We start from the raw sequence: 12,789 nt of genomic DNA, 5'->3' as shown, positions 1-12,789 counted from the left end.
AATTTTTAGAGGAAACGTAACATCGCTACTGATAAGTCGTCGCATCGCATCAACGGTGAAATCACTGCGCCGGAAGTGCGTCTGGTCGGGATCGAGAACGAACCGCTCGGTATCGTAAAACTCGCTGATGCTTTCCGTAAATCGGAAGAGCTGGATGTTGATCTGGTGGAAATCGCGCCGCAAGCGGTTCCGCCGGTCTGCCGTCTGATGGATTACGGCAAGTTCAAGTATCAGGAGTCCAAGAAGCAGCACGAAGCCAAGCTGAAGCAGAAGGTCATCCAGGTGAAGGAAGTCAAATTCCGCCCGGGTACCGATGACGGTGACTACAACGTCAAGCTTCGCAATCTCGTGCGCTTCCTCGAAGAGGGCGACAAGACGAAGATCACGTTGCGTTTCCGCGGCCGTGAAATGGCTCACCAGGAGATCGGCATGCGGATGCTTGAGCGTCTGCGCACGGATCTCGAGGAAGTCGGCCAGGTCGAGCAGATGCCGAAGATGGAAGGGCGCCAGATGATCATGGTGCTCTCGCCGAAGAAAAAGAAGTAACGGGCCCGCGCGCATGGCGCGCAGGTTCGAAAGCGGTTCGGTGCGTTGCCCGGTCAGGGCGGCGCGCCAACAATGACGGCGGCTGCGCAAGCGGTTCGCCGTACACAAGTGGACTGGGTTTCGAAGGGCGGGTCAAGGGCGCAAGCCAACCGCACACCCATCGCCATCAAATAAACTGGAGTTGTTCGTCATGCCTAAGATGAAGACCAAGAAGAGTGCTGCAAAGCGCTTCGTGGTGCGTCCGGGCGGTACCGTCAAGCGCGGTCAAGCCTTCAAGCGTCACATCCTGACCAAGAAAACCACGAAGAACAAGCGTCACCTGCGCGGCGCAACGGCAGTTCATGATTCCGATCTGAACTCCGTCCGCGCAATGCTGCCGTTCGCGTAACCCCTCAACTGATACTCCAAGGAGAGAAACATGCCTCGAGTCAAACGTGGGGTAACCGCACGGGCCCGCCACAAGAAGATCATCAACCTGGCCAAGGGTTATCGCGGCCGTCGCAATAACGTCTACCGCATCGCCAAGCAGGCGGTGATGCGCGCTGGTCAGTACGCGTACCGCGATCGCCGCAACAAGAAGCGTGTGTTCCGCGCACTGTGGATCACGCGTATCAACGCGGCAGTTCGCCAGCACGATATGACCTACAGCGTGTTCATCAACGGCCTGAAGAAGGCGTCGATCGAACTCGACCGTAAGGTCCTGGCCGACATGGCGGTGTTCGACAAGGCTGCTTTTGCTGCGATCGTCAAGCAGGTGAAAGCCGCCGTTGCAGCCTAATTGCGAAATTAGCACTGCGTGGTTAGTTGCAGCGATGTTCCGGTAGTTTCGGCCGCTGCAGCGAAAACGGGGCTCTTCCGAGCCCCTTTTTTGTTTGGCGGGCAGTTTCGCTCGCCAAGACCGAATGACGTTGGAAATGATGGGATCTATGGATCTGGACCAGATTGTCGCCGACGCGCAGCAGTCCTTTGAACAGGCTGCCGACATCACCACGCTCGAAAACGAGAAAGCACGATTTCTCGGCAAGTCGGGTGCGCTGACCGAGTTGCTCAAGGGCCTCGGCAAGCTCGATCCCGAAGCACGCAAGACCGAAGGCGCACGCATCAACGTCGTGAAGCAGCAGGTGGAAGCCGCGCTGACCGCACGCCGCCAGGCGCTCGCCGATGCGCTGCTGAACCAGCGCCTTGCCGCCGAGGCGATCGACGTCACGCTGCCGGGTCGCGGCGCCGGTGCAGGCAGCCTGCACCCCGTGATGCGCACGTGGGAGCGCGTCGAACAGATTTTCCGCTCGATCGGCTTCGACGTGGCCGACGGGCCCGAAATCGAGACCGACTGGTACAACTTCACGTCGTTGAACAGCCCGGAGAACCATCCGGCGCGTTCGATGCAGGACACCTTCTACGTCGAAGGCAAGGACGCCGACGGCCGCCAGCTGCTGCTGCGCACGCATACGAGCCCGATGCAGGTGCGTTACGCGCGCATGAACCGCCCGCCGATCAAGGTGATCGCACCGGGCCGCACGTATCGCGTCGACAGCGATGCGACCCACTCGCCGATGTTCAATCAGGTCGAGGGGCTGTGGATCGACGAAAACATCAGCTTCGCCGACCTCAAGGGCGTCTATACCGACTTCCTGAAGAAATTCTTCGAGCGCGACGACATCCTCGTGCGCTTCCGTCCGTCGTATTTCCCGTTCACGGAACCGTCGGCCGAGATCGACATGATGTTCGAGCACGGCAAGAACGCCGGCAAATGGCTCGAGATCTCGGGCTCGGGGCAGGTGCATCCGACCGTGATCCGCAACATGGGCCTCGATCCCGAGCGCTACATCGGCTTTGCGTTCGGCAGCGGCCTCGAGCGCCTGACGATGCTGCGCTACGGCGTGCAGGATCTCCGGCTGTTCTTCGAGAACGACCTGCGTTTCCTGCGCCAGTTCGCATAACGCACGCGCCGCGCCGCCATGTGCCCGCGCATGCCCGCCGGACGTTTCCGACGGGGCCGGGCGCCGATCTAACCTGTTTCGAACGTAGACATCCATGCAATTCCCTGAATCCTGGTTGAGAACCTTTGTCGACCCGCAGCTGACGACCGACGAACTGTCGCACGCGCTGACGATGGCGGGGCTCGAAGTCGAATCGCTGAGCAAGGCTGCGCCGCCGACGTCGAAGATCGTCGTCGGCCGCGTGCTCGAAGTCGTCAAGCATCCGGATGCGGACAAGCTCAATGTCTGCCAGGTCGACGCCGGCACCGGCGCGACGCTGAATATCGTGTGCGGCGCACCGAACGTGGCGCCCGGCATCAAGGTGCCGGTCGCGCTGGTCGGCGCGGAATTGCCGCCGGCGGAAGAGGGCGGCAAGCCGTTCGCGATCAAGCTGTCGAAGCTGCGCGGCGTGGAGAGCCAGGGGATGCTGTGCTCGGCGCGTGAGCTGAAGCTGTCCGAGGACCACAGCGGCCTGCTGATCCTGCCGGAAGACACGCCGGTCGGCCAGGACATTCGCGATACGCTCAATCTCGACGACACGATCTTCGAAATCAAGCTGACGCCGAACAAGGCCGACTGCCTGTCGGTGTTCGGCATCGCGCGCGAGACGGCCGCGATCACCGGCGCGCCGCTGACGCCGGTCGACATCCGTCCGGTGCGCGTCGAGCTCGACGAAACGCTGCCCGTGCGCATCGCCGCCCCCGATCTGTGCGGCCGCTTCTCGGGTCGCGTGATCCGCGGCGTGAACGCACATGCGAAGACCCCGCAATGGATGGTCGAGCGCCTCGAGCGTTCGGGCCAGCGCAGCGTGTCGGCGCTCGTCGACATCTCGAACTACGTGATGTTCGAGCTCGGCCGCCCGTCGCACGTGTTCGATCTGGACAAGATCCACGGCGGGATCGAGGTGCGCTGGGGCAAGCGCGGCGAGTCGCTGAAGCTGCTGAACGGCAATACGGTCGAGCTCGACGAAACGGTCGGCGTGATTGCGGACGACCGTCAGGTCGAAAGCCTCGCGGGCATCATGGGCGGCGACAGCACGGCCGTCACGCTCGACACGACCAACATTTACCTGGAGGCCGCGTTCTGGTGGCCGGACAGCATCCGTGGCCGCGCGCGCAAGTACAACTTCTCGACCGATGCGGCCCATCGCTTCGAGCGCGGCGTCGACTACGCGACGACCGTCGAACACGTCGAGCGCATCACGCAGCTGATTCTCGAGATCTGCGGCGGCAAGGCCGGCCCGGTCGACGACCAGGCAGTGAACCTGCCGCAGCGCGCGCCGGTGAAGATGCGCGTGTCGCGCGCGAACCGCATCATCGGCGTGAAGATCGACGCCGACGAGATCGCCAACATCTTCACGCGCCTGCGCCTGCCGTTCGAGCGTGACGACGACGCATTCCTGGTCACGCCGCCGTCGCACCGCTTCGACATCGAGATCGAGGAAGACCTGATCGAGGAAGTGGCGCGCATCTACGGCTTCGAGAAAATCCCGGCACGTCCGCCGGTCGCGACGAGCGAGATGCGCGCGACCAACGAGACGCGGCGTTCGATCCATGACATCCGTCACGCGCTTGCGGCGCGCGACTACGCCGAAACGGTCAACTTCAGCTTCGTCGATGCGGAGTGGGAGCACGACTTCGCCGGCAACGACAACCCGATCCGCCTGCTGAACCCGATCGCGAGCCAGCTGTCGGTGATGCGTACGACACTGTTCGGCAGCCTGATCTCGGTACTGCGCCACAACCTGAACCGCCGCGCGGATCGCGTTCGCGTGTTCGAGACGGGCCGCGTGTTCCTCGCCGATCCGTCGATGAAAGCCGGCGAACTGACCGTCGAAGGCTACACGCAGCCGAAGCGTGTCGGCGCGCTCGCGTACGGCCCGGCGGTCGACGAGCAGTGGGGCGTCGCGACCCGCGCAGTCGATTTCTTCGACGTGAAGGGCGATCTCGAGGCGCTGCTCGCGCCGGCCGCCGCGCGCTTCGTGAAGGCCGAGCATCCGGCCCTCCATCCGGGTCGCAGCGCGCGCATCGAGGTCGATGGCCGCGCGGTCGGCTGGATCGGCGAGCTCCATCCGCGTCTGATGCAGAAGTACGAGCTGCCGCACGCGCCGGTGATGTTCGAAATCGACGCGGATGCGCTGATCGCACGTGCGCTGCCGGCGCCGACCGACGTGTCGAAGTTCCCACCGGTGCGGCGCGATATCGCCGTCGTGGTCGATCAGGCGGTCGAGGTTCAGGCGCTTTTCGACGAAATGAAGAAGGCGCTGGCCGAAGACGCCTGCCGATTCGTTCAGAAGGTTGTACTCTTCGACGAATTTCGTGCAAAATCAAATACTTCCGGTGGTCTCGCCGCGCACGAGAAGAGCCTTGCCTTCCGCGTGACGTTGCAGGACGCGGCTGGCACGCTGCAGGACGAGGTCGTCGATCAGGCGATCCAGACGCTGGTCGAGCGGATGGCTCGTGCTGGTGCCCGCCTGCGCGGCTAAGGAGAGGGGCCGTCCGTTCGAGGGCGGCGCTTCCCCATCGTGAGTTTTGGTTTAACGCGCTGTATGGCAGATATGAACGACATGACCTCGAGTGAATTCGAAGCCCTCCTGACGGCGCAACGCAGTGCCATGAACCGCGACGCTTCGGCGCCGGCGTCCACCGAGACGCCGACGCTGACGAAAGCGGAACTGGCGGAGCTGCTGTTCGACAGCGTCGGGCTGAACAAGCGTGAAGCGAAGGACATGGTCGAGGCGTTTTTCGAAGTGATCCGCGACGCGCTCGAAAACGGTGAAAGCGTCAAGCTGTCGGGGTTCGGCAACTTCCAGTTGCGCGACAAGCCGCAGCGTCCGGGCCGCAATCCGAAGACGGGCGAGGCGATTCCGATCGCGGCTCGCCGGGTGGTAACCTTCCACGCGAGCCAGAAGCTGAAGGCGCTGGTCGAAAACGGCGCGGAGTAACGCCCGCGCGCCGACGTCTCCGCGCGGCCGCCGCGCACCCTTTACCGACGGTTAACCGACGATGACCACTACGGTTGAGAAAGTCGTCTTGCCTCCGATTCCCGCGAAGCGCTACTTCACGATCGGTGAAGTCAGTGAGCTGTGCGGGGTCAAGCCGCACGTTCTGCGTTACTGGGAGCAGGAATTCACGCAGTTGCGACCGGTGAAGCGACGTGGCAATCGCCGGTACTACCAGCACCACGAAGTGCTGCTGATCCGGCGGATTCGCGAGTTACTGTACGAACAGGGGTTCACGATCAACGGGGCGCGCAACCGGCTCGATTCGCCGGCCGGCGAGCGTGCTGCAGGCGCGCCGGTCGAGCCCGACGTGCAGGCCGCCGATGCGCGTGCCTCGGGCAAGCCGGGGGCAACGGTCGACGTGATCGCGCTGCGGCAGGCGCTCCTCGACGTGATCGACGGACTGAAGCACGACTGAGCGCGACGCTCGGATCGACACGAAGCCCGGTTGGCGAAGCGCCACCGGGCTTTTTTCATGCGCGCGTGCCCGCCCGGATCAGCGCGATGCGAGCGGATTCGGCTTGCCCATGTCGACGACCAGCGTGCCGTCCGGCAGCATCCGCACCGAGCCTTGCGCGACCTGGCTGCGGTAGCTGTACAGGTCGAAGCGCATCGGGCCTGTCTCGGCCGAGTTCCGGATCAGCGCGCGCACGTTCAGTTCCAGCACGTTGAACATCTTCATGTCGCCGCCTTCCATCCACATGTAGCTCGGCGCGTCGATCTGCGGCCGCTTCGGCGTGGGTGCGTCGGTAACGCGCCGGAACGTGAGGCGCAGTCCGTCGCGTTCGACCGTGGCCTGGCCGAGCTTGCCGTTCAGCACCGGCGGCGGAAAGACGGTGTACTGGTCGAGCACGAGCGTGTCGCCGCGCAGTTCCGCGCCGCGGCGCTGCAGCGGCGTCAACGACGCGAGCTCGATGCCGAGCGAGCGCAGCAGCTTCGCCTGCGGGATGCCGAGCACCGATACCTGCGACGGCCGGAACGCGAGGTGCCGGTCGTCGAGCACCGAAAGCGAGCCCTTCATGTCGGTCGGCAGCCACACGCCGGGCACGTGATTCCAGAGCTTGATGCCGCCCTGGACGCGCAGGTCCTGACCGTCCGCGCTCAACTGCAGGTCGTTCAGCGAGCGCGGCGAGTAGTCGAGGAGGTAGTTGTTGAAGAGCGCCGACATCGCCTTCCACGATTCGACGACCGTCCCGCCGAGGATGCGGATGTCGTACTGGTTCGGATCGTCGAGGTCGACCGGTTCGCCCGGCCGTTTCGCGACGAGCTGGACGTCGAGATCCTCGACGTGGAAGCCGATGTCGCCGGACAGGTTGAAGTCGACATTGTGCAGATGGATCGTCGGGTTGCGGTTCGACACGTGCCGTTCGTTGAACGGGATGGCCGACGAGCGCCGCATCGCAACTTTCTGCATGCCGGGCTGCGCCGTGCCGGCCGCGAGTGCAAACGCTTCCCAATGCTGGCGCGAGTCGTGCAACGCGGTCTGCTGCGCGGCGAGGAAGCTGTCGTTCAGGCGAGCGGCCGCGTTGCCGAGCGCGGCGCCGCTCGCGGGGCCCGCGTACGACGGCATCCGGATCGCCATCGCGCCGCTTTCGTCGAAATTGAAATAGCCGGCCGATACCTGGTCGCGATAGTGATACAGGTCGAACACGAAATGCTGGTCACGCTTGGTCGGATCGACGGGGCCGATCAGGATATCCGCGTTCATCGGCATCGAGCGCATGAACTTCACGTCGCCGCCGCGGATGTACATTGCCTGTTGCGGCGCGTTCGCGGGCAGCGCGAAGCCGGCGTGCGAGCCGTCGTCGAGCGTCAGGTCGAGACCGGCCGGCGTTACGCGCAGCGCGGTGATCCTGATCTTCAGCCGCGGCGGCGGCATCAGCTTGTCGACCGACATCACGAGGTCGTCGCCGGCGAGCCGCGCGATCGGCGTTTCGACCTTCAGCAGATCGGCCATCTTCACGTTGGCCGCGCGCATCACCGGCTGCGCGTTGATGCCCGATACGCGCACGCCGGTCGGGTGGAATACGAGCTGGCTGCCGTCGCGGATCGTGAGCGTGCCGGTCAGCGAGAACGGCACCCAGCCGTCGCGCTGCATCTCGCCCTGCAGATGGATCACGCCGTCGCCTGCCGACACCGCGAGCCTGCGCAGCGGCGCGTTGCGGTAACCGAAGATGTAAGTGTCGAAGAGGGCGGTCAGTTTCGCGTCGTCGAGCGTGACCGTGCCTTCGTGCACGTCGATCTCGAAACTCGTCGGATCGTCGAACACGATCGGTGCGCCGGCCTGCGTCGGCACGAGTGTCGCGGACAGTTGATGGATGAAGAAGCCGAGGTTGTTGACGATGCGGAAATCGACGTCGCGCAGGAACGTCATCGCACCGTTCTGGCCCGAGTCGCGCAGCGTGAACGGGCGCGGCTGAGTGAGGCCGAGCGACGCGAGCGACGGCACCGTGCGCGCGATCTGCTGTTCGCGGGCGAGGCGTTCGGCCTTGGTGCGCTCGATCTTCGTCGATGCGACGGACGTGTTGCCGTCGCGCTGCGCGGCCGGTTCCGCACAGCCGGCGCAGAGCAGCGCGAGCGCAAGCGCGCCGCAGCCGAGCGCACGAGAGGCGCCCGGTGAAACCGACGCGGCCGCGCGTCGCGGGCCGGCCATCCAGTCGAGAAATGCCAAAGGCGTGCGATGGCCGCGCCGGACCGCATTCCGCATCGTCTGTCTCCATGTCTTGTCGTGATCGGCGAGGGCGCACGGCGCGATGCGCGGCGCGGACGTCGATGCCGTGCAGTGTGGCATAGCGCGCTAGAGCGGCGTAACCAAACAGCGGGCGTCCGGGCAGGACCGGCCGGCGCGCGACGGGACAATGGATTCGCGGCGGCGGGGCGGAAAGATCAAACGGTCGTTTGGTTTTGCGGTCGAGGCGGGGGCGCGCGTTGCGCCGGATCGGCAAACCCGGCGTCGGCGTTGGCTGGCGCGGAGTGACATGCCGGATGAAGGCGATGTCCGATCCGGGGTGCAGGCGGGAGTGGCTGACGCGCCAGTGCTTTCGCCGCCTGCACGACCGATCAGACCAGCATGCTCCGCCGGATTGCATTCTGCGTCGTCTGGTCCAGTTGCAGGCCGTTTTCGATGTACGACGTCATCGAGCCGTACGATTCGACAACCTGGTCGAATGCCGCCTGCAGATAGGTCGCTTGCGCGCTCTGCAACGCGGCCATCATGTCGGCCGCATCCTGCCCGCCGCTTTTGCGCGCCTGTGCGACATAAGCGGCGATCTCCGACGCGCTGTAGACGTTGGTCAGCAGATAGTCGGCGAGGATCGTCTGCAGGGGGACACCGAGGATCGTGTGCAGAATGGCCGTCGCCCAGCCGGTGCGATCCTTGCCGGCCGTGCAATGGAAGACCAGATTGCCACCGGACGCGGCAAAGCCGGCGAATAGCGTGTGGTAACTCGTCCGTGCCGTTTCCGACGTCACGAACGCCCGATACATGCTTTGCATGAAGGCCGCGGCAGTCGCACCGTCGGTCGGGAGCGCACCGATACTGGCGACGCCGAGCACGTTGAGGTTCTGCCAGGTGGCGCCGGCCAGCGGCGCATCCGGCTGCGCGTGGATCTCCGCGGTCGTGCGCAGGTCGCATACGTGCGTGATGCCGAGCGTATCGACCGTTGCGAGGTCGGCCGCCGACAGCGCGAGCGCGGACGACCGGTAGATCGAGCCTTTCTTCATCGCTGCACCACTCGCGGTGGCATAGCCCGCTCCGTCCGGTCCTCCGGTGTCACGAAAGTTCGCTGCCGAACCGAGCCTGGGCGTCGTGACGGGGGCGACCGCGATCGAATCGCCGCCGCATGCGGACAGAAGAGGCGTGCCTCCCAGCATGATGCCGATCGTGCCGGCACCCAGCCGGAGAAAGTGTCGACGGGAAATGTCGCTTTTCTGAGTCATTCACTGGCCTTTGTCTGAGACGGTGACGGGACGTCGCGACCGCCGTTGCGATCGAAATCGCCGCCGGCGTGCCGCGCAGCGCAGCGCGGCGAAGCGGAGATGTGCCATATCGATCGGCATGCAGTCGGACGATGTGCCGTGCGCGTTGATCTCGCACCGGGCAAGCGCACGGTAGCGACCCGCGACGAATCGGCCATCGTCCTTTTCGATTAAGGCGCGACACAGGTTGCCCGTGCGAATCGCGCAACTTGCCGTACGTGCGACGGCGGCGGCGCGGTAAGATCGGCGTCAGTGGCTGGATGGATCAAAGCATGGTGGCCGACACGGGGGAGGCGTCATGGATCTGAAGGAGCTCGACGTATTGGGAGCGGATGTAGGCGATCACTGGTACTACGCGTCGAAGGCGAGCGCGATCCGTCGGTTTCTGGGCACGTCGGACGCGAACCGCATACTCGACGTCGGTGCCGGCTCGGGTTTCTTTTCGAAGCATTTGCTCGAGCGCACGCAGGCGACGGAAGCATGGTGTGTCGATACGAGCTACACCGACGACACCGACGGGGAGGCGGCCGGCAAGCCCGTCCATTTTCGCCGGGCCGTTGATCGGTTCGATGCCGATCTCGTGTTGCTGATGGATGTCCTCGAGCACGTCGACGACGATGTCGGGTTGCTTGCCCGCTACGTGGCGGGTGCGCCGAAGGGCAGCCGGTTCCTGATCACGGTTCCCGCGTTTCAGTTCCTCTGGAGCGCGCATGACGATTTTCTCGAGCACAAGCGCAGGTATACGCTCGACGGTCTCGAAGATGTCGCGCGTCGTGCGGGGCTGGAGGTCGAGCGCGGCGCCTACTACTTCGGCCTCACGTTCCCGCTCGCGGCGGCATTGCGACTGAGCGAGCGGGTGCGTGGGCAACCGCGCGAACCGGCGTCGCAGTTGCGCCGGCACCATCCGGTCGTCAACGGTTTGCTCAAGCTGATCTGCCGGGCCGAGTTGCCGATGTTCCGATTCAACCGGATGGCGGGCCTCACGGTCATCTGTGTCGCGCACCGGCCGTGAGCATGGGGCGGATCGCATGGCCGGACCGTGGCATAGCGGGATGCGCGTTGCCGCCCGTGTCGAAGCCGGCTTGCCCCGTTGGGTGATGTCGCAAAAAATTTCGCAGGAACATGCACAAAATGCATGCGACCCGTTCTAAAGCGGCCAACTGTCTGTTATAATTTTTTTCTTTCGGGGCGTAGCGCAGCCTGGTAGCGTACCTGCATGGGGTGCAGGTGGTCGGAGGTTCAAATCCTCTCGCCCCGACCAGACAAAGAACCCGCGTCAGTTCAGGCTGACGCGGGTTTTTTCTTGCCGGTCGCTTTTTTGCACATCCCGGCGCGGCCCCGGTAAAATGCAAGGTTGATCCACGGAAAGCGCCGTGATTTAGCGGAAGAGGATTCCCCGAACATGACTGATCTTCGTCTTACCATGCGGTTCGCTGCAGTGCTCGCCACCGGCGCGCTCGTTGCCGGTTGCGGTACGTCGTCGCCCACGAAAGTGGACTACAAGAGCGATTCCAAATCGAAGGAAGCGTCGCTCGCAGTGCCGCCCAACATGCTCGACGAGACGGCCGATCAGCGTTCGCTGCCGCCACAGGGCGGTGCGACTTCCCTGTCCGCACTTCAGCAGGTCCAGCACGCGGCGCCCACGACGGACACCGTCGCGCCCGCCGTGGCCGGCATGCATATTCAGCGCGACGGCACCGAGAGCTGGCTCGTGATCGACGGCAAGAATCCCGCCGACATCTGGCCGCAAGTTCGCCGTTTCTGGCAGGAGCAGGGCTTCCTGCTCGTCGTCGACCAGCGCGATAAAGGCGTGATGGAAACCGACTGGAACGAAACCCATCCGCAGATCAACGACGGCCTGATCCGCAGCGTGATCTCCAAGGCGATGGGCAATTCGTACGTGACGGCCGAGCGCAACAAGTACCGCACTCGCCTCGATTCGGCGCCGAACGGCGGCACCTACGTGTTCATTAGCCAGAAGGGCATGCGCGAGGCGATCACCGGCGCGAACAACGATTCGAGCAAGTGGGAAGCGAAACCCAACGATCCGGCGCTCGAGACCGAATACCTGAAGCGGCTGATGGCGGTGCTCGCACAGAACGAGCAGCGCGCGAAGAACGGTGAGCCGCCGATCGCGAACATCAACGACAACACGGTGCCGAAGGACAAGAAGGCGGATACCGACGCATCGAAGGCCGCCGCCGCGGCGATCGCTGCGCAGAACGTCGCGCGTACGTCGTCGCAAGCGAACGACGTCGATTCGGCCGCGGTGCCGTCCGAGGTCACGCTCGGCGAGCCGTACGACCGGTCGTGGCTGCATGTCGGCCTCGCACTCGATCGTGCGAATTTCACCGTCGACGATCGCGATCGCACGAAGGGGCTGTATTTCGTGCGTTATGTCGATCCGAAGGATCTGAGCTCGGCCGAGCAGGGCTTCTGGAGCCAGCTGTTCCACGGCAAGAAGGAAAAACAGGCGAAGCAGTATCGCGTCAACGTGAAGGCGCTGACGCCCGACCAGACGCGTGTGGCAATCGTCGACGACTCGGGTGCGATCGATACGTCGGGGCCGGCCCGGCAGATCATGGGGCTGCTCGTGAATCAGCTGCGCTGATCGCGGTACGCTCCCGCTCTTCGAAAAAGCCCGCCTTCCGGCGGGCTTTTTTCATGGTCGCGCGCGACTGCCGATTCTGGTGTGTGCGGGACGTTCGCGCCCCTCCGTCGTGACGTTACGTAACATTCGCGCGTTACGGCGGAAGAACGGGTGTTACATCACCGTGACCTCGGAAAATATCCTTATGGATCAATGGCATGTTTTCGAAAATGCACCTGGCACGCAAACTGCTTTATAAGTGCGAATCGTTAGGACAGGGAGGATGGCGTCAGAGACCGGGCAGGCGTCGCGAGCGCCCGATCAACGGTTTCGACGTCTCAGATGCCGGCGCTGCGAGCGTTGGCGTAACCGATGACGATCCGCGCCTCGCGCGGATCTCGATGGCCCCGTCGCCTATCCTCGTAGGGCGACGGTTTCGCCCGCGCTTCTTCTGAAGCGCGGGCAATTTTTTTGGTGGGGCCGCAATGCGACGCACGGCGATCCGGCGCGTGCTGGATTCGCTGATTCGCAGTCTTTTCTGAGTGGGGAGCTGGCGCGATTCGCCGTGCGCCGGGACGGCCGGGTGGCTTTGGCTGTGCATGCGCGTGCCGCGCACTGAGTTGATCGGTCCGGAATCCGCGTGCTGTCGAAGCCCGCATGAGCAGGCTGGTGCGGCCGGACACATTGCCGGCCGC

At 64.3% G+C, this 12,789-nt stretch carries 11 protein-coding genes and 1 tRNA gene; 10 read left to right on the top strand and 2 right to left on the bottom strand.

Annotated features, from left to right (window positions below; all coding sequences use genetic code 11):
* Positions 1–21 precede the first annotated feature (21 nt).
* From infC to ACV22V_RS24780, 7 genes are all read left to right on the top strand, one after another.
* Positions 22–546 (top strand): translation initiation factor IF-3, encoded by a 525-nt coding sequence (infC, locus tag ACV22V_RS24810; RefSeq protein ID WP_071734130.1) that lies wholly within the window; start codon positions 22–24, stop codon positions 544–546.
* Between the two features lie 190 nt (positions 547–736).
* Positions 737–934, top strand: a complete 198-nt coding sequence (gene rpmI, locus ACV22V_RS24805; RefSeq protein WP_004191477.1) for a 50S ribosomal protein L35 — start codon at positions 737–739, stop codon at positions 932–934.
* 30 nt (positions 935–964) lie between these two features.
* The gene (gene rplT, locus ACV22V_RS24800; protein WP_004192938.1) at positions 965–1,324 is read left to right on the top strand and encodes a 50S ribosomal protein L20; all 360 of its coding nucleotides are present in this window, start codon (positions 965–967) and stop codon (positions 1,322–1,324) included.
* 148 nt (positions 1,325–1,472) lie between these two features.
* Entirely contained in the window at positions 1,473–2,486 is a 1,014-nt protein-coding gene (pheS, locus tag ACV22V_RS24795) for a phenylalanine--tRNA ligase subunit alpha (protein ID WP_014897235.1), read from the top strand.
* A gap of 94 nt (positions 2,487–2,580) precedes the next feature.
* The gene (pheT, locus tag ACV22V_RS24790) at positions 2,581–5,010 is read left to right on the top strand and encodes a phenylalanine--tRNA ligase subunit beta (RefSeq protein WP_448015786.1); all 2,430 of its coding nucleotides are present in this window, start codon (positions 2,581–2,583) and stop codon (positions 5,008–5,010) included.
* 72 nt (positions 5,011–5,082) lie between these two features.
* On the top strand, positions 5,083–5,469 hold the full coding sequence (locus ACV22V_RS24785) for an integration host factor subunit alpha (RefSeq protein ID WP_006486093.1): 387 nt from the start codon (positions 5,083–5,085) through the stop codon (positions 5,467–5,469).
* A gap of 61 nt (positions 5,470–5,530) precedes the next feature.
* Positions 5,531–5,944: a MerR family transcriptional regulator gene (locus ACV22V_RS24780; RefSeq protein ID WP_059533091.1), complete on the top strand. Its 414-nt coding sequence runs from the start codon at positions 5,531–5,533 to the stop codon at positions 5,942–5,944.
* A gap of 78 nt (positions 5,945–6,022) precedes the next feature.
* Here ACV22V_RS24780 and ACV22V_RS24775 read toward each other — a convergent pair whose 3' ends face one another.
* On the bottom strand, positions 6,023–8,233 hold the full coding sequence (locus ACV22V_RS24775) for a hypothetical protein (protein ID WP_448015785.1): 2,211 nt from the start codon (positions 8,231–8,233) through the stop codon (positions 6,023–6,025).
* Positions 8,234–8,586: 353 nt separating this feature from the next.
* Positions 8,587–9,399: a tyrosine-protein phosphatase gene (locus ACV22V_RS24770; RefSeq protein WP_448015822.1), complete on the bottom strand. Its 813-nt coding sequence runs from the start codon at positions 9,397–9,399 to the stop codon at positions 8,587–8,589.
* Between the two features lie 403 nt (positions 9,400–9,802).
* On the opposite strand from ACV22V_RS24770, the gene ACV22V_RS24765 reads away from it, so the two are divergent.
* The 3 genes from ACV22V_RS24765 to bamC all read left to right on the top strand — a co-directional run bounded on the left by ACV22V_RS24765 (position 9,803) and on the right by bamC (position 12,115).
* On the top strand, positions 9,803–10,516 hold the full coding sequence (locus ACV22V_RS24765; RefSeq protein ID WP_448015784.1) for a methyltransferase domain-containing protein: 714 nt from the start codon (positions 9,803–9,805) through the stop codon (positions 10,514–10,516).
* A 172-nt stretch (positions 10,517–10,688) separates the two neighbouring features.
* Positions 10,689–10,765, top strand: a tRNA-Pro gene (locus ACV22V_RS24760).
* A gap of 141 nt (positions 10,766–10,906) precedes the next feature.
* Complete coding sequence (bamC, locus tag ACV22V_RS24755; protein ID WP_448015783.1) at positions 10,907–12,115, top strand: outer membrane protein assembly factor BamC; 1,209 nt, start codon at positions 10,907–10,909, stop codon at positions 12,113–12,115.
* Positions 12,116–12,789: the final 674 nt, after the last annotated feature.

The sequence above is a fragment of the Burkholderia sp. AW33-5 genome, assembly GCF_053427615.1.
The sequence above is the reverse complement of the archived record's forward strand: the minus strand, read 5'-3'. Positions and strand labels throughout refer to the sequence as shown.

What these genes read in the sequence shown, in the direction of transcription:
- ACV22V_RS24765 (WP_448015784.1), top strand. Translation starts at nt 9,803, where the DNA reads ATGGATCTGAAGGAGCTCGACGTATTGGGAGCGGATGTAGGCGATCAC.
- pheT (WP_448015786.1), top strand. Translation starts at nt 2,581, where the DNA reads ATGCAATTCCCTGAATCCTGGTTGAGAACCTTTGTCGACCCGCAGCTG.
- bamC (WP_448015783.1), top strand. Translation starts at nt 10,907, where the DNA reads ATGACTGATCTTCGTCTTACCATGCGGTTCGCTGCAGTGCTCGCCACC.
- rplT (WP_004192938.1), top strand. Translation starts at nt 965, where the DNA reads ATGCCTCGAGTCAAACGTGGGGTAACCGCACGGGCCCGCCACAAGAAG.
- ACV22V_RS24770 (WP_448015822.1), bottom strand. Translation starts at nt 9,399, where the DNA reads ATGCTGGGAGGCACGCCTCTTCTGTCCGCATGCGGCGGCGATTCGATC.
- rpmI (WP_004191477.1), top strand. Translation starts at nt 737, where the DNA reads ATGCCTAAGATGAAGACCAAGAAGAGTGCTGCAAAGCGCTTCGTGGTG.
- ACV22V_RS24785 (WP_006486093.1), top strand. Translation starts at nt 5,083, where the DNA reads ATGAACGACATGACCTCGAGTGAATTCGAAGCCCTCCTGACGGCGCAA.
- ACV22V_RS24780 (WP_059533091.1), top strand. Translation starts at nt 5,531, where the DNA reads ATGACCACTACGGTTGAGAAAGTCGTCTTGCCTCCGATTCCCGCGAAG.
- ACV22V_RS24775 (WP_448015785.1), bottom strand. Translation starts at nt 8,233, where the DNA reads ATGCGGAATGCGGTCCGGCGCGGCCATCGCACGCCTTTGGCATTTCTC.
- pheS (WP_014897235.1), top strand. Translation starts at nt 1,473, where the DNA reads ATGGATCTGGACCAGATTGTCGCCGACGCGCAGCAGTCCTTTGAACAG.